At 42.8% G+C, this 15,998-nt stretch carries 21 protein-coding genes and 2 pseudogenes; 7 read left to right on the top strand and 16 right to left on the bottom strand.

The window, feature by feature from the left end; translation table 11 throughout:
* Positions 1 to 42: 42 nt before the first annotated feature.
* On the bottom strand, positions 43 to 1,026 hold the full coding sequence (guaC, locus tag ACVR1G_RS00440) for a GMP reductase (protein WP_447451257.1): 984 nt from the start codon (positions 1,024 to 1,026) through the stop codon (positions 43 to 45).
* A gap of 368 nt (positions 1,027 to 1,394) precedes the next feature.
* Positions 1,395 to 2,006: a DUF1349 domain-containing protein gene (locus ACVR1G_RS00435; RefSeq protein WP_447451256.1), complete on the bottom strand. Its 612-nt coding sequence runs from the start codon at positions 2,004 to 2,006 to the stop codon at positions 1,395 to 1,397.
* A 365-nt stretch (positions 2,007 to 2,371) separates the two neighbouring features.
* Between ACVR1G_RS00435 and ACVR1G_RS00430 the strand changes: the two genes are divergently transcribed.
* From ACVR1G_RS00430 to ACVR1G_RS00415, 4 genes are all read left to right on the top strand, one after another.
* Positions 2,372 to 2,920 carry a PadR family transcriptional regulator gene (locus ACVR1G_RS00430; protein ID WP_447451255.1) on the top strand — a complete coding sequence of 183 codons (549 nt, stop codon included), beginning with the start codon at positions 2,372 to 2,374 and terminating at the stop codon, positions 2,918 to 2,920.
* Positions 2,921 to 2,974: 54 nt separating this feature from the next.
* The gene (locus ACVR1G_RS00425) at positions 2,975 to 3,688 is read left to right on the top strand and encodes an ABC transporter ATP-binding protein (RefSeq protein WP_447451254.1); all 714 of its coding nucleotides are present in this window, start codon (positions 2,975 to 2,977) and stop codon (positions 3,686 to 3,688) included.
* Positions 3,681 to 4,391: an ABC transporter permease gene (locus ACVR1G_RS00420; RefSeq protein WP_447451253.1), complete on the top strand. Its 711-nt coding sequence runs from the start codon at positions 3,681 to 3,683 to the stop codon at positions 4,389 to 4,391. The genes ACVR1G_RS00425 and ACVR1G_RS00420 overlap by 8 nt, the downstream gene beginning before the upstream one ends.
* A gap of 61 nt (positions 4,392 to 4,452) precedes the next feature.
* Positions 4,453 to 4,566 carry a hypothetical protein gene (locus ACVR1G_RS00415; RefSeq protein WP_447451252.1) on the top strand — a complete coding sequence of 38 codons (114 nt, stop codon included), beginning with the start codon at positions 4,453 to 4,455 and terminating at the stop codon, positions 4,564 to 4,566.
* A gap of 89 nt (positions 4,567 to 4,655) precedes the next feature.
* On the opposite strand, the gene ACVR1G_RS00410 is transcribed toward ACVR1G_RS00415, so the two are convergent.
* From ACVR1G_RS00410 to ACVR1G_RS00350, 13 genes are all read right to left on the bottom strand, one after another.
* Positions 4,656 to 5,144: a GNAT family N-acetyltransferase gene (locus ACVR1G_RS00410; protein ID WP_447451251.1), complete on the bottom strand. Its 489-nt coding sequence runs from the start codon at positions 5,142 to 5,144 to the stop codon at positions 4,656 to 4,658.
* Positions 5,145 to 5,258: 114 nt separating this feature from the next.
* Positions 5,259 to 5,582, bottom strand: a complete 324-nt coding sequence (locus tag ACVR1G_RS00405) for a carboxymuconolactone decarboxylase family protein (RefSeq protein WP_447451250.1) — start codon at positions 5,580 to 5,582, stop codon at positions 5,259 to 5,261.
* Position 5,583: 1 nt separating this feature from the next.
* Positions 5,584 to 6,003: a cupin domain-containing protein gene (locus tag ACVR1G_RS00400; protein ID WP_447451249.1), complete on the bottom strand. Its 420-nt coding sequence runs from the start codon at positions 6,001 to 6,003 to the stop codon at positions 5,584 to 5,586.
* Between the two features lie 152 nt (positions 6,004 to 6,155).
* On the bottom strand, positions 6,156 to 6,788 hold the full coding sequence (locus ACVR1G_RS00395) for a putative quinol monooxygenase (protein ID WP_447451248.1): 633 nt from the start codon (positions 6,786 to 6,788) through the stop codon (positions 6,156 to 6,158).
* Between the two features lies 1 nt (position 6,789).
* The gene (locus tag ACVR1G_RS00390) at positions 6,790 to 7,710 is read right to left on the bottom strand and encodes an amidohydrolase family protein (RefSeq protein ID WP_447451247.1); all 921 of its coding nucleotides are present in this window, start codon (positions 7,708 to 7,710) and stop codon (positions 6,790 to 6,792) included.
* Positions 7,694 to 8,152 carry a MerR family transcriptional regulator gene (locus ACVR1G_RS00385; RefSeq protein ID WP_447451246.1) on the bottom strand — a complete coding sequence of 153 codons (459 nt, stop codon included), beginning with the start codon at positions 8,150 to 8,152 and terminating at the stop codon, positions 7,694 to 7,696. Before ACVR1G_RS00385 ends, ACVR1G_RS00390 begins: the two co-directional genes overlap by 17 nt.
* Before the next feature lie 72 nt (positions 8,153 to 8,224).
* Positions 8,225 to 8,743: an NAD(P)H-dependent oxidoreductase gene (locus ACVR1G_RS00380; protein WP_447451245.1), complete on the bottom strand. Its 519-nt coding sequence runs from the start codon at positions 8,741 to 8,743 to the stop codon at positions 8,225 to 8,227.
* 1 nt (position 8,744) lies between these two features.
* Positions 8,745 to 9,035, bottom strand: a complete 291-nt coding sequence (locus ACVR1G_RS00375; protein WP_447451244.1) for a YciI family protein — start codon at positions 9,033 to 9,035, stop codon at positions 8,745 to 8,747.
* Positions 9,036 to 9,045: 10 nt separating this feature from the next.
* Positions 9,046 to 9,996 (bottom strand): aldo/keto reductase, encoded by a 951-nt coding sequence (locus ACVR1G_RS00370; protein WP_447451243.1) that lies wholly within the window; start codon positions 9,994 to 9,996, stop codon positions 9,046 to 9,048.
* Positions 9,997 to 10,372: 376 nt separating this feature from the next.
* On the bottom strand, positions 10,373 to 10,996 hold the full coding sequence (locus ACVR1G_RS00365) for an SDR family oxidoreductase (protein WP_447451242.1): 624 nt from the start codon (positions 10,994 to 10,996) through the stop codon (positions 10,373 to 10,375).
* Positions 10,997 to 11,010: 14 nt separating this feature from the next.
* Entirely contained in the window at positions 11,011 to 11,808 is a 798-nt protein-coding gene (locus ACVR1G_RS00360) for an aldo/keto reductase (RefSeq protein ID WP_447451241.1), read from the bottom strand.
* Between the two features lie 17 nt (positions 11,809 to 11,825).
* Positions 11,826 to 12,290, bottom strand: a complete 465-nt coding sequence (locus tag ACVR1G_RS00355) for a flavodoxin (protein WP_447451447.1) — start codon at positions 12,288 to 12,290, stop codon at positions 11,826 to 11,828.
* Positions 12,291 to 12,592: 302 nt separating this feature from the next.
* Positions 12,593 to 13,033 carry a MarR family winged helix-turn-helix transcriptional regulator gene (locus tag ACVR1G_RS00350; protein WP_447451240.1) on the bottom strand — a complete coding sequence of 147 codons (441 nt, stop codon included), beginning with the start codon at positions 13,031 to 13,033 and terminating at the stop codon, positions 12,593 to 12,595.
* A gap of 149 nt (positions 13,034 to 13,182) precedes the next feature.
* Between ACVR1G_RS00350 and msrB the strand changes: the two genes are divergently transcribed.
* From msrB to ACVR1G_RS00335, 3 genes and pseudogenes are all read left to right on the top strand, one after another.
* Entirely contained in the window at positions 13,183 to 13,620 is a 438-nt protein-coding gene (gene msrB / locus ACVR1G_RS00345; RefSeq protein WP_447451239.1) for a peptide-methionine (R)-S-oxide reductase MsrB, read from the top strand.
* Between the two features lie 48 nt (positions 13,621 to 13,668).
* Positions 13,669 to 14,160, top strand: a pseudogene (gene msrA / locus ACVR1G_RS00340) (peptide-methionine (S)-S-oxide reductase MsrA); the annotation flags it as partial.
* 179 nt (positions 14,161 to 14,339) lie between these two features.
* A pseudogene (locus tag ACVR1G_RS00335) lies at positions 14,340 to 14,450 on the top strand (IS30 family transposase); the annotation flags it as partial.
* 185 nt (positions 14,451 to 14,635) lie between these two features.
* Here the strand turns inward: ACVR1G_RS00335 and ACVR1G_RS00330 are convergent.
* Positions 14,636 to 15,250: a histidine phosphatase family protein gene (locus ACVR1G_RS00330; RefSeq protein ID WP_447451238.1), complete on the bottom strand. Its 615-nt coding sequence runs from the start codon at positions 15,248 to 15,250 to the stop codon at positions 14,636 to 14,638.
* Positions 15,251 to 15,998 lie beyond the last annotated feature (748 nt).

The raw sequence follows: 15,998 nt of genomic DNA, 5'->3' as shown, positions 1-15,998 counted from the left end.
AGCTCGCTTATTCGAGAAATAAGTGAGCTTTTCCTATATATCCTAGATAGCGTCGCCATTCCAGATTGAATTCTTAACAATGACATAATCAACATGCAGCAAACTCTCCAGATCACGTCCACCGGCATAAGAGATAGCACTTTGAAGATCCTGCTCCATTTCAAGCAGAGTATCTTTAAGAGAACCTTTCGTTGGCAGAAGAATCTTTTTGCCTTCGACATTCTTGTGTTCACCCTTTTGGTACTCCGAAGCAGAGCCATAATACTCTTTGAAGGTTTCTCCATCTACTTCTACCAGCTTACCTGGGCTTTCGATATGGCCGGCAAATAGTGAGCCAATCATAACCATGGTGGCACCAAAGCGGATTGATTTAGCAATATCGCCATGGGTGCGGATACCGCCGTCCGCAATAATGGGTTTACGGGCGGCTTTGGCACACCAGCGAAGAGCAGCCAGCTGCCAGCCACCGGTACCAAAGCCCGTTTTGACCTTGGTAATGCAGACCTTGCCAGGGCCGATACCGACCTTGGTCGCATCTGCACCTGCATTTTCCAGTTCACGAACTGCTTCAGGTGTTCCTACATTACCAGCAATGACAAAGGTTTCTGGCAGCTCAGACTTGATATGCTTAATCATCTTAATGACACTATCCGCATGCCCGTGGGCAATGTCAATCGTGATATAATCTGGGGCATCCTCTTTTAAACTGCTGACAAAATCATACTCATAGTCCTTGACGCCAACTGAGATAGACGCTATCAGTCCTTGAGCGTGCATACGTGCGATGAAGGGCTTGCGTCCCTCTTCATCAAAACGATGCATGATATAGAAATAACCATCTTTTGCCAACATTTCAGCCACATCTTCATCAATAATCGTTTGCATATTGGCAGGTACTACAGGGAGTTTGAAGCGGTGCTTACCCAGAGTCACTGTCGTATCAGCTTCAGATCGACTTTTGATGATACACTTATTGGGAATCAGCTGAATGTCTTCATAGTCAAAAACAGGCAAATCATTGTACATAAAAATCCTCTTTCAGCCGCTAAACTGACAGAGGATTTTTGAGTATATCAAAAGGTCATCTTCAGCCTGCAGCATTAATATGATGACCTTCCTATAACCCTGACAGCCGTGTTGTAACTTTCAGAGCATCGCTAGGCAATTGCTTACCCTTCCACCATTATATTATAAAAATATACCTATTTTGTCTAAAAACTAATATTGTAATCAAATAATGTTCGTATTTTGCTTCATTACTAGATTAAACCGACAGAACCTCAATGATTTGACGAATTCCTGTAGGGAATCGCTATAGAAGTGATTAGCGAAAAAGCAGTACACGATAGCTTTTTAAATCCTGAACCATCACCTTTTCTGCCGACCTGAAATAGCTACATATTCGGTGCCTGACCATCGTGGGCAGCCCACTGGCATTCCGTCAGGCTGAAATCTGAGAAAACAGCCGTGAAAGAAGAGTCCTCTGGCGAGCAGGCGTAAATCCCGATATGGACAGTGCCCGTTCCCTCGTAGAAATGACAGATCCGCATCTGACGAAAAGTCTTGCCATCCTCAGAGCATTCGATCAGAAAATCGCTTTCCCTGCGACTGAGCCGATACCACATGCTTTTGATACTGGCCGGAATCTCAGTCGTCGCCCAGTCTGAATAGCCGCAGTTGGTCACCACACTGCCTAAATGCTGAAAATCATCATTCTCATATTCAATAGAGCCCTTGATCCAATTTTCACTGTTTTGGTAAAGTACAACCCCACATTGGTCAAAACGATGGTGGCTGTCCGCAAAGGTCGTCTTAAACGTAAAAGAAAAATACTGGTCGTCAACTGGCACCAAAAAAACAGGGGCATTATCATTAATAAAGTGATAATAGGTCTTTTGCCAGAGATCTGTATGCGGTACGGTGGTCACCTCCACGGCATCAGCGGTATAGCTAACATCTGCCGGCTGACCTGTCCAAGTAAAGTCTTTTAAATCAAGTGTTTTCATAAGTTCATCTCCAATCAACCACTGCAACAATTTGTTAACTCTAGAACAGTGCTAACAAGTCCAGACTTTTGTCCTAGCCTCTTCCTTGCTTAGTCTACCACAAAAATAATCTGACTTCCAAGAAAAGACGCACGGCTAACTTCTTAAAATATAGAAGAGTCCCTCTTGGTCTTTTGCACATAGGCCTCAATTCTCTGGGAGATGATTAAGCTTGTTACTAAGACCGGTGGAGTTAAATTATCCACTACTGCTTTAAGAGTTTATTTGATTTTGGTCTGAAGATTTAACTTTTATATCTTGACATCTAAGAAAGAAATTGCTAAGCTATAAATGTTCAACGTTGAATAAACAAAGGAGGTTATTGAGTGATTAAGCTTTTAGTTCTGGCTATCTTAAATGTAAAACCCATGTCTGGTTACGATATTAAATCACTATTAGAGATCAGCGATACACAGAGGTGGGCGGGGGTGTTACCTGGATCCATTTACAATGCCCTGCGGAAACTGGAAAGAGATGGCTACATTGAAATCGAAAGTATCGAAGCTAACGGAAACAGACAAAAGGCCATTTACAAAATAACGGAATCGGGGAGAAAACACCAAATAGAACTCGCCAAAGAATGTTTGACAGCTAACAAAATTCACTACCCTACTCAACTTTACACTGGCATCTCTTTTGTCGACCAGCTTCCTCTGCAAGAAGCAATGGACGATCTGCAACAAAATAAAGAGCAGCTTGAAAAGGAGTATGACATGTTAAGTAAGGGAATGGACAGTAAGAAAAAATCAATGGGCAATCATATTCCAGAACTGACGCAAATTATTTTTGAACATATGTTTGAGACAGTCAGGTCTCAGATCGAGCTAATTGATAAAACTCTGACTATCTTGAGCCGGCAAAAGGATGAGTCGTAGGCCGGCTTTCTTTTTACTAATATAGTCAAAGTTGATTATACAAAGGAGAGTAATATGAATCTAGTTGAATTTCACCATGTTTACAAGCAGTTTAAAGATCGCAAAATTATCCAAGATATGAATTTTACCATCAAAGAAAATGAGATCCTTGCCCTACTAGGAAAAAACGGAGCTGGGAAAACAACCACCATTCGGCTCTTGCTTGGGATCATTAAGCCGGACAAGGGGCAGATCAGCTCTGGAATGCCAGATTTTAATAAAAAGGTCGGCGCCCAACTGCAGACGACACCCTTCTTTGAAGCGTTGAATATTATCGATAACCTCAAATTATTTGCAACCTTTTATGCTGTTTCTTTGTCTGAAGATGAGATTGAGCAGTTATTAAAAGAACACAATCTCTATGAAGCAAGGAAAACCAAGGCTGCTAAATTGTCACTGGGACAGCAAAAAAGACTGGCGATTATCATTACAACGATTCACCAGCCAGACTTGGTGATTCTGGATGAACCCTCAGCCGGTCTTGACCCAAGCGGACAAAGAGAGGTTCAGCAAATGATTCAGCGCTTAAAACAAGATGGGAAGACTGTCCTTTTTGCTTCTCATGATATGACTGAAATCAAGAATACAGCCGATCGCGTAATGTGTCTTCATGAAGGAACCATTTTAGAAAGCGGGGCGCCCGATGAGCTAATTAAAAAATATCAAGTCACGAACCTAGAAGAACTATTCTACGAACTAACAGCTAACAAGGAGAACACCCATGTCTAACGTATTCACCATTTCACTAAAAAACAGTTTAAAGGATATCGTCCTCTTGTTCTGGTCAATTTGCCTGCCCTTGGCCTTTATTGTCGGACTTCATTATTTCAAGGTCGCACTAGGCGCAGACACTCTCTTTGGCATCATAACCTTTAGTATTTTTTGTCAGGCCTGTATCACACAGTCCTTCTCCATCTTTTCGCAAAGAAAGCGGGGCGTATTTGAATTGCTGTCTGTCACCCCCTTTTCTATCTGGAAGTATCTAAGCGGCATTGTTCTCAGTCAGGCATTGCTAGCCAGCCTTATTGCCTTGCTGCTCTTAACCATTGAGGTGAAATTGTTTTCACTAGCCATAACTTTTGGAGAAATATTAGCTTTCGTTCCCCTATTTTTGACAGAAGCTATTCTGTTTAGTTTATTTGGCTTTGCCTTGTCACAGTTTCCAAAAGACGAAGCGCATTTAAGTACCTTTTCCAATTTAATCATGTTTGCTTTGCTTTTACCCAGCAGTATCTTCTGGTCCTTGGATCATGCTCCCCGATTCGTTCAGGCAATCTCATGGATCAACCCCTTTGAATGGCTCCAAAAAGGCTACCGAGCTATTTTCAGTCATGAAATTTCAGCTTATATGCTCGCCTTTGGTCTACTGGTCACATCTGTTCTCTTAGCGTCATGGCTTGCACAGAAGACTTTCCAATTAAAAGAAAGGTAAGGGTAAGGGTCATGACCATGACTGATTAGCAAAAAAAATTAGAGGCGATAGACGGCAAGGGATGGGCGCATATAAGCAAATCAGTGGGATTTACGCCTATCACGAATTTACCTTCTGCATTGAGCTGGGGCAAATTGATCCCTACGCTCAGCCCTCAACCGTTGCTGAGAGCTGAGCGTACGAGTCTCAGTGGCTATTTGCTGACTGTCATTTTTTAAACCCAAAAAAGCGCCATTCACTCTTTTCAATGGCGCTTTTTTCGTTTTATAGTTTTTTAAAATACCTTGCAACCGGCCAAGGTTCAAAGCCAAAAGCTTCGTAAGTTTGGCGGGCGGGTAAGTGTCCCGGATCTCCGCCAGTTTCCACCATAACCATCTTCATGCCAGCTTGAGTGATTTTCTGACAAGCAGTTTCCAGCAGCCTTGTAGCAATGCCCCTACCTTGGTGTTTTGGTGAAACGGCCACAACATAGATTTCCCCCATCCTATCTTCTGGGTGTATGCGATAAGCAAGCCAGCCTGCTAGTTCGTCATCTGAAAAGGCCAGCAGGATCTGACTGCTTGCTTCATCCAAGACCTGCGACAAATCTGCTGTTTGACGGGATTCCCACCCTTGAGGATAAAAATTATCATAGACAAAAGCCGGTACAGCAGAGCGCATTTGGTAAAAGACCGTTGCCCAGCTTTCAATTGATAAAGATAAGATTGCGTCTTTGTAGCGATGTTGGTAAGGTTTGATGGTAATGGTCATCATATCATCCTCCTCTTTTTTGATGCAAATATGTGCTGGTATTCTATAAAACTTAAGCCGATGAGTTATGAAAAAATGAGACTTTGTCTTCAAACTCAAAAGGCTTACTGGCCTTTTCTATTCTTCCCCAAAAATTTCCTTGGCTAATCCGAAGGCCGACCAAGCTTTGGGCCAACCGACATAAAAAGCGATGTGGGTGATTATTTCTGAAATCTCTTCTTTAGTGACACCATTACTTTTAGCGGTATTCAGGTGATACTTAAGCTGTTCCCAATTACCGCCTGTGATAAGAGCTGAGACGGTCACGATAGAGCGGATTTTAGGAGATAACACCTCTTCACGCGACCAAACCTGACCGAAGAGAACATCATCATTAATTTCCGCAAATTTGGGGGCGAATTCACCCAAACGGTCACGGCCTGCTGTTTGTTTTTTTGCCATTTTAATTTTCCTCCTTGTTTGCTGCATCGTATTCTTCGTCTGTGACTGGTTCATAAAATTCACCAGGGCCAGCCGTAATAGCGATATGACTGAACCAAGAATCCTTGGTAGCACCATGCCAGTGCCGCACGCCCTTGTCAGTCACTACGACATCACCGACTGTTAAGTGACGCGCAGGTTTGCCGTCTTCCTGATACAGTCCTTCTCCGCCTGTCACTAGCAGGATTTGGTAGCCCTCCAAGTGGACATGCCAGTTGTTGCGGCAACCCGGCTCAAAGGTTACATTTCCAACATTAGTATAACCATCTGGTGCTTGAGCTAACATAGCTAGGTAAGACTGTCCTGTAAAACTAGCACCATAGGGGTTTTCTTCACCAAAGGCAAATAAGGGATTTGTTTTTACCTCTTCATGTTTAACCATGACTCACCACTTCTTTCTCTAAATGTATATTCTTTCGCTATTAGTATAGCTCTGCATGGAAAAATCTACAAATACCAATAACGACTAACTGCTATGCTTAAAAGGCATATCTGTTAAAACTTGATATTCCTACTCGATCAGAGACTTGGACACTAGCCTCTATTGACCAGCATATCGGCCGTCAGGGTTTGCAGGCTCTTATCTAAAACGAAAGCGGCACTGCGATCGATATAGTCTTTAAAATGAGGAGTCTCACGATGAATCTCATAGGCAGCCTCATCCTTATAGACCTCAAAGAAATACCAAGTATCTGGATTGTCGACATCAGTCCCCGCATACATGACAAGGACACCTGCTTCCTTGTCCATACTAACCTTCATCTCTGGCAGGACGATATCTGCAAAAGCCTTACTGTCACTGACAGTCACTGTAGCTAAGCGAACGGATAAGTTATTGTCACCAAAAATACGCAAGGGCTCATCTTTTTGGAGAAAAATCTCAGGCGTCAGTGTGACTACCTCACGACTGGTGATGGCCTTTTGCGCTAAACTGGCAAAGGCTTTAAAATGCGGTGAGTCTACATGTCTCTGATAAGCCTCATCACTGGCATAGCGCTCAAGGACAACCTGCTGACTCTTGTCACCGGGGACATGACTGCCATACATAGCCAAGGTCTCTGGCTCCAGCTCCATTGACTGGGTAAAGTTATTATAGCCGATTTGATTAAAGTCAGTCTCATAGGACAAATCAAGCCCCAATCTAAACAATCTAAAAATCTCTGTCATCTCAATCACCTAATCTGTATAATCTTTGCGCATTGCCTGTAAAAATCTGCCCCTTCTCCTCATCACTGAGCGCAAGAGTTTCAATCGCTTGAGTAATGACGTCCGTCGCACCAGCAGGCAAAATCCCTAGTGGCGCATCTGTACCAAAGAGGACATGGTCAACACCATAATAGTCCACACAGAGCTCAAGGGCCTTTGGATTGCCAAGAAGAGCGGTATCCACGTAAAACTTCTTAAAGTCAGCGGCCTGCTCTGCTGGCAGAATCCGCTCAATACGACCGGCAAAGTAAGGCACCATAGCGCCCCCGTGGTGGACCAAAATTGTCAAATTTGGGAGGGCCTGAAAATAACCAGTCTGCACAATCTCAAGCATAGCCTGAGTCAATTCGTACTCCCAGCTGAAAATAATATTGTTATCTGGTTTACGGACATCAAAAACAGGATGAAGCCAGATGGGCACATCGTGCTTAGCCGCAGCTTCAAAGACCGGTTTAAATTCCTCATCAGCCACAGACTTCCCTAGATGACGGGTAAAGAGCTGAATGCCTAGTATCTCAGGATGGACTGGGATAAATTCTTCCACCACGCGCACGGCCTCTGGGATATTATTCATAGCGACCATAGCAACACCGCCAGCAAAAATGTCCTGATTATCTTGTGCCGTTTTCAAGAGCTCTGTATTAGCCTGTTCCACAAGTTTAGCGGCCTCATTAGCTTCTAAGTAGTCTTCTGGATTGGCATTGACATAGCTGATAATCTGCTTGGTGTTCGCTGGCATGGTCGCACGGCGCTTGTCCATATCGCTCAAGACTGGATTTTGGATAAAGGGCATCTTCTGTGCCAACTCCTTATCAAATATGAGCATTTTTTCATAAAAGCCAGGTAAAAGTACATGAGCAAAGGCATCAATTTTCAAAGTCATCCAAGCGCTCCTTCCAGCTGCCATCTTCGTCGAAGATGATTCCGTATTCCTCATAATAGGTGTCTTTATTGAGAATTTCCCCAGACTCGTACAGTCCTATCTTATGGGTCAGACGATCAATCGAGCGTTGGAGATTCTTTTGCTTGGTCTCAAGGAGAGCTAACTGCTCACGAAGGAGTTCCTCACGCGCCTCGACAGTCTTATCCCCCTGCATGAGCAATTGGCAGTAATCAATTAACACCTCGATAGAAACACCTGAATGACGCAGACAAATGACCATCTCTAACCACTTGTTGAGATCATCTGTAAAATAGCGATTGCCATTCGCCTGACGGGGGATCTCAGGCAGGAGCCCAATGCGCTCGTAATAACGCAGGGTATTGGATTTAATATCATACATTTGAGACACCTGAGTAATGGTGTAAGTTCCTTCTTTTGGCATATTCGATCACCTTTCAATACAGATATGTAAGTTTGATTCTCTCTTCAGTATAAACAATTTTAAAGACCTTGACTATGATTCTTGTAAACGGCTAGCATAATCAGCTGCCTCTTGAGCCAGCTCCTCATCTGACAGATTGAGTACGCCAGATACAACAAAGGGTTCTTCAAAAACGAGACCTGTATGGTACTGTATGGTCTCTATGGGTTTGAGCAATTCCTGTGTGGTCACATGGAATCGGCCATCAGCTGTGTAATCATCCGCACCCGCACCTTGAGTGACAGCGAGAAGGACTTTCTTGCCTTGAAGGGCGTTACCAGATGAACCGTAAGCCCAGCCATATTCTAGTACCTGGTCCAGCCACTCCTTCATCAAGGATGGCATGGAATACCAGTACATTGGAAACTGCAAGACAATGCGGTCTGTAGCTGTAAGCGCAGCCTGTTCTTTTTTGACATCAACCTTACCGTCAGGATAAAGAGCATAGAGATTACGGACGCCAATCCCCGCACCTTGGGCAGCCTTAGCCAAGGCTTTATTAGCCCTAGAAGATGCTAAATTGGGATGGAATAGAAAAATGTTTGTTGTCATCTTAATCTCCTGTAATATCTTCTGCAACCAGATTAGCTTTAAATTCTGCTACATCATAAGTCGCAAGGTTTGGATAGTAGGCGTCTTTTGCAATCATAGCATCAAGTTCCTGACGGGAATCCGCTTTAGCAATGACAATCCCTGCCATACCGTGATCTTTCAGGGGACCTACGATTTTAAAGTGACCTGCTTCAAACTGAGACTTGAACCAAGCTCTGTGCTTAGCCAAAAGCTCTTCTGCTTGATCTTTAGGGACTTGATCTGATTTGATGGTAATAGTGATTAAAAACATAAGAACCTCCTTAAGCTTGACCTTCCCAGCCACCACGTGTATCGACACCTGATTGAGTCGCTAGATTTTCAAGATTAGCCATTTCTCCATTTGTAAGGTGCACATGACTAGCCTTAGCAGCATCGTCGACTTGCTCTACCTTTGTCACACCAAGGATTGGTGTTGTGCCGCGTCCAATAGCCCAGGCGGTCGCAATTTGAGCTGGACTGACCTTGTAATGGTCTGCTAAGCGTTTCAGCTCAGCCAGTAAATCACCCAAAGCTGGGAACAGTGGATTATAGGTTTTACCACGATTAGAGTCAGCAGGCATTGGATGTTGACTATTATACTTACCAGACAAAGCCCCTTGTTCCAAGACCATATAGGAGAAGAATTGGATATCATTTTCTTTACAGTAGTCAAGAAGACCATCATCAATAGAGTTGCGGTAAAGCAGGCTAAAGTGATTTTGCACAGCTGAGATTTGAACACCGGCAGGTTTCAAAATGTCTTGGACACGTTTGACTTGATCAAGACTGTGGTTAGACACGCCGAGACGTTTGACCCGCCCTGATTTGACCAAGTCAGCCAAGAATGGTGTCCAGCGTTCAACATCTGCTGAATTGTGAATCCAATAAATATCAATGTAATCAGTGCCGAGACGTTTGAGGCTGCCTTCCAGCATGTCCTCTACAGGATTTTCTTTGGTATCATCCTGCATACCAGGGGTAAACTTGTCTGATAGGATCACTCTTGAGCGATCGTATTGACCAGCAAGTTCACCCAAGATACGTTCAGATTCACCATTAGCATAGGCGAAAGCCGTATCAAAGGTGTTGAGCCCTCCATCCATAGCTGTTTTGAAAACATCCTTGAGGTCTGCGGTGTCAAGATTATTTCCAAAGACCACGTTTCCACCGGCAAATCCGCCCGTTCCCCAAGACCATGTTCCAAGTACGATTGGTGCTGTATTTTCTGTCATCTTAATGACCTCCTTTTTGTGATATAAAGCCTTTAAGCAAGGCAAAGCAAAACAGATAAACTGATGAAGACACTAACATATCTAGAAAGGCTTCATCTTTGTGCAAAGCGTTGCAGGCCTATTCAAATAAAATGATACAAGTCCTCAATGATGATTGTTCCAACTTCTATCATTTATAAGGATACTTTATCACTTATAGTTCACTGTAAGTCAAGCCTTTTTTCTTATTTTTTTGAAACAGATAAAAGGCACATGGACTTCATTAACCAAGATCAAAGATAAACACCACCTATTTCTGTAAACAAGTGGCGTTTATTATGCCTTAGTTGTTCATTTAGGATGCGCTTCTTCCTTATCCATCGATTCACATATTTCTTTACGACTTAGTGAAAGCTTCAGAAATAGGAAGCGTTCCCGGATGAATTTCAAGCACTTTTAAGCCCATTGCCGGAGAATCAACAAGAGTGGCTAAAACGGCACCGACATCAGCAATCGGAATGCTGGTATATCCCTCATCTCCTAGCGATATTCGACCGGTTCCCTTTTCCTCTAAAAGCTGCCCAGGTTGGACAATGGTATAGTTTAAGTCAGTCTGGTGAACCAAGTAATTATCAGCAAAATACTTGGCAATATAGTAATCTTTTAAACGGTCTCCCCATTTCTCTGGGGTCAGACTATAGAGCGCACTGAGCATGATGAAGCGCTTCAGGCCTACAGTTTCAGCTGCCTGCATAAGTTTAACCGCACCGTAAGCGTCGGTCTGCAAAAGATCCTTGCCCCGTGAACCTGCTGCGAAAATCACAGCATCACAGCCCTTGACTGGCTCTACCAGAGATTCAACAGGGTCATGCAAATCCATAGTTACGGGCGTTACGCCATCCATAAGGGCAATCCTACCAGACTGTCTGGCTCCTGCGATAACCTTATGCCCCTCTGCTACTAAAGCTTTCAGAGTTTCTGTAGCGACACGTCCAGTCGCTCCTGCTAGAAATACTTTCATTTTTTTCCTCCTTTTTAGTCATTCCAGCCGAACAATCCTTGTCCAGTATCCATCTGACGAATGGTTACCATATCATCATGAGACAATTCAAAATCAAAAATAGCAAAGTTTTGAGCCATACGATCTGCATTGGCCGATTTGGGAATAGCCACGATACCCTCTTGCATCAAGAAGCGCAAAATGACCTGAGCTGCGGTTTTTCCATAGGCTTGCCCGATCCTTGTCAGTGTGGGATCTGTAAAAATGCCCTGTTTTCCTTCGCCAAATGGTGCCCAAGATTCAAATTGAATCCCTACTTCCTGACAATAGTGACGTGTATCAACTTGCTGCTGGAGGATGTGCATTTCATTTTGCAAAACGGCTGGGGTCACGCCAGAATGCTGGCGGATTTCTTCGATCAGGTCTGGCTGAAAATTTGATAAACCAATAGAGCGAATTTTACCAATATGATAGGCTTCGGTTAAGGCGTCCCAAGTGCCTAGATAGTCCGATACCACCCAGTGAACCAGCATCAGATCAATATAATCCGTCTGCAAATTTTTTAAGGCTTTTTCAATCTGTTTTTTGGTTGCTCTATAACCAGACGTGCCTAATTTTGTTGTGATGAAAAATTCTTCTCTAGGAAGACCGGAAGCCTTGATGGCCTTACCCACCCCAGCTTCATTGCGGTAATACTGGGCCGTATCAATATGGCGATAACCTGTTTTGATAGCCTGAGAAACAACTCTTTCAGTATCGGCCGCCGGCACTTGGTAAACCCCAAAACCGAGCTGAGGCATCCTCTCTCCTGTGTTTAGTGTGACATATTGCATATTATCCTACCACTCCTTTAGTTTAATCGCTTTAGCCAACCCTTCATAGCCGCTGCACTATTCAAGACATCACCTGCAATATGATGTTTGGCAGCATATTGGTTAAAGATGGGCTGTGCCTTTGCATAGGCTGAACCACCTGATGTCGAGAAGCTGCCTAAGATCTTGTCGGAAAAATCCATTTGATCCATAACCGTTTGGACAACCCTTGGGGGAATTCCCCACCAGATTGGATGGCCGATTAAAATACGCTCATAGCGTGAAATATCTGGCAGATTTCCTGCAAAGTCAGGACGGCTGCGCTCATCGTATTGCTCAAGATTGCAGCGACTGGAATCATCATACCAATTCCTATCTTGGCTGGTGTAAGGGATTTTCGCCTTGATCTCATACAAATCTGCCCCTAGTTCACGCGCAATCACTTGTGCACGCTCTTTGGTTGTTCCTGTTTCAGAAAAATAAATAATAAGTGTTTTCATGATGAACCTCCTGTTAGAAAATAAATAGACACAGAAGACTAGCGGTGATCAAATCACCCTATCATTTGTCTCTCAACTTATTACGATCTTACTATATCACTTATAGTCAACTATAAGTCAATAGGTTTGTGGTATTTTTTTCTATATACAAGGCATACTAATCTTTTTAAGTTCCTCATAAAAAGAATTTGAGACAGGCCCAAATTCTTCCAATTTATTTTGTGTATTGATAAAAATGCATTGCGGCACCCGCTAATAACAAGCTTGAACAAGCTAAGTACAACTGCAGGGGGAGATTTCCTCTATTAAAGTAATTTTTGAAAAGCCTGATTGATTTTTTGATTCGCAAGAATTAATTGGTGAATCTCCTCTTGGCTAAGTGGAAGTATTCCATCTAAACAATCATGGAGGACCACTTCGACCTCTGGCTGAAGCTTTTTCCCCTTATCGGTCAATGCGATTGTAAGAAAACGCTGGTTTTCTTGGCGTCGATTGCGCTTAATATAGTCTTTTTCTTCTAAGCGTTTCAATAGAGGCGTTAAGGTATTGCTGCTTAAACCAATTTCCTCACCGAGGTCTGAGAGTGAGCGCTTGTCTTCCTCCCAGAGTGCCAGTAAAACAATATACTGTGTGTAAGTCAGGCTAAAAGGTTTTAAAGCTTTTTTATAGTACTGATTGAAAAGTTTGCTGCTTTCATATATAGAAAAGCAAAGTCGATTAGTAAGGACTGAAGTTTCTTCTACCATCTTATCTCTTCCTAGGCTGATAATTGCCATCATCATAACACAAATTCAAATCTTTGACAAGGAAACTAAAAAGCAGTAAACTACTAATAAATCGTGTACGATATAACGGTTGAAAAGCTAAATGAGTGTGCACTAGAGGAGGTAGAAATATGACACAGGATGATAAGGAATTTTTGCGCGAGCGTATCGGTGATTTAGCCTATGAAGTCACTCAAAACGCTGCAACCGAGCGTGCCTTCACAGGAGAGTACGATGAGTTCTTTGAAAAAGGAATCTACGTTGACATTGTCAGCGGTGAGCCCCTCTTTTCATCAACCGATAAATACGATTCTGGTTGTGGCTGGCCGGCCTTTACCAAGCCGATCGAAAATAGGATGGTAACCAACCACGAAGATCGATCTTATGGCATGCGCCGCACCGAGGTTCGCAGCAAAAAGGCCAACTCTCACCTAGGGCATGTCTTTAATGACGGCCCAATCGATCGCGGTGGTCTACGCTATTGTATCAATTCTGCAGCCCTCAAATTCATTCCTTATGCAGAAATGGAAAAAGAAGGCTATGCAGATTATATGGATATCGTAGAATAGGCTATTGCTTAGCCGTTATTTTAAGATTAGAAAAGGAGATAACAATCTATGAAAACGATTTATCTAGCAGGTGGTTGCTTTTGGGGTGTTGAAGGATACTTTGATTTGATCGATGGTGTCGTCAAAACCCGTGTCGGTTATGCTAACGGTCAGTCTGAGGTAACTTCTTACGAATTAATTGATGCCACAGACCACGCTGAGACCGTAGCTGTCACCTATGATCCAGCGCGCATCAGCTTGTATGAAATTCTTCTTCATTACTTCCGTGTGATCAATCCATTTTCGATTAATCGTCAGGGAAATGATTTCGGCCGTCAGTACCGTACTGGTATCTACTATGTTGATGAAGCAGATAAATCAGTTGCTGAGGCAATTATGCAGCAAGTCAGTCAGGAAAACGGTGGACGTCCTCTAGCAGTCGAGCTAGAGCCACTTTGCCATTTCCTAGATGCCGAAGAGTACCATCAAGACTACCTTAAGAAAAACCCGAATGGTTACTGCCATATTGACTTAAGATTAGCTAAGCAACCATTGCATGATTATAAGCAAGCTTAGATATATGTAAGTCCTACTTGAGTAGTGAGGAAATCTCCAACCGGAGAGGTCTTCACTACTTTTTTTATGGGATAAATTGTAAAATAAAGTGCAACAAAAAACTCATAGAGCCTCAATCGTGTAAACTATAAGTAACCACACTGAATAGTACACGAGAGGAATCTATGAGCTACCACCATATTACCATAACTGAACGTATTAAGATAGAGGCTTACTTAGAATTAGGACTGAAGCCCAGCCATATTGCTTCAAAATTAGGCGTCAATAGGTCTACCTTTCCTTTGGTTAGGGAAAGTCAGACATCTCCTAGATGATAAATGGATGTTCAAAAACTTGTTAGCCACCAGCTTGGCTAGTGGTTTCCTTGTTTTTCTCAAAGAGAAGACTGGCTTGAAGCCATAATAAAAGCAAGTATCCGTTCTATATTTTAAGTGCCACTCTGTAAAAAAGCGCCTTTACCCTACTCACTGCTCTCTTCTAAGCGATAAACTTGACTTTTGAGCGGATCGATCATCGCTTTAAGTGTAAATTGTCCAGCCTCAAAAGTATAGTCAAAAACAGCACAATTATGAGGGAAAATGCCATATTTTTCAAAATCAATACCAATAGCCCGCATAAAATGCATGAGAGCACCTGCATGGCTAACAGCTAAAACGCTTCGTCCATCATTATCCTGAGCAATCTGAGTTACAGCTGCTTTCACACGCTGCTGGACACCACTGTCGCTTTCTCCACCATGAACAACATAGTAATTGCCAACCGCACGACGAACCTCATGTGGGGGATGGAGGTATTCTTGCTGACCTTCAAAGCGGCCAAAGTTCATTTCCTTAATTCCCTTTAATCGAGTGTACTCAGTCGCACCAGTTACTAATTCTAAGGTATCTGAAGCACGTTCAGAGGTTGAGCAGTATAAGCGATCAAACGTCATGCCATGCTCTTTGAAATACTGTCCAGCCTGTCTAGCCTGCTCAATACCTAGATCCGTCAGAGGGGAATCCGACCATCCCTGAATTCTCTCCTGTACATTAAACAGGGTCTGCCCATGCCGCATTAAGTACAATCGTGTTGCCATACTTTCGCTTCCTTCTTCTAGTTAGATCTGCCATTATTATAGCGCTTTTTAGTATAAAAATCTTCTTTCCTTTCGTGAAGAATGGAATAACTATATCCAAGACAGCCTTTCCTCTACTTTTTGCTACCAACCTATTCTAGGTATCAAAGTTGATTTGAAAGGAAGGGCAACCTAATTGGTCTTGCGCAAACCACTCAGTAAAAGATAGCCTGCTTCAGCCATATAAGCCTGACTTTTTCCCGATATAATCAGGTTACACATCATTAAGGAAGTTACTCCTAAACTGATGATAATAGCATGCTTTTTAAAGCCGATCTTAGCAGCCAGACCCAGACAATGCTTTTTATTGACCGCTAGGGGCCTTGTAAATCTCGTCCTAATTCTAAATCGTCTTTCCTTGCCGCATCTCGGATTTTTATGATAAAAAACGTATCGCGCACAATAGGGTTATTCATTTCTCCCTCTTAATGACAAGATTTTTTAAATAAGATGCACAAATCTTAATTAAGATACAGGCCCCTTTGTTTTGGTTATCTTTTTTCTGTCTTGATAAGAGACAATCAGAGACTAGATGGGCCTACTGGGAAGCCGGCAAGACAAACCTAATTGAATTGTTCCAATTTAAACACTAAAGAAACTGTCTCACATGAATGAAACAGCTCCATAGATTTAATAATAAAGCACAGACCTTATTAAAAATAATGAAAAACACCTTCCTGTCTTTAAGTATCTCTGTCTAATTTCAAGG

This window comes from Streptococcus dentasini (genome assembly GCF_053206945.1).
This window is presented reverse-complemented; position numbering and strand designations above follow the sequence as displayed.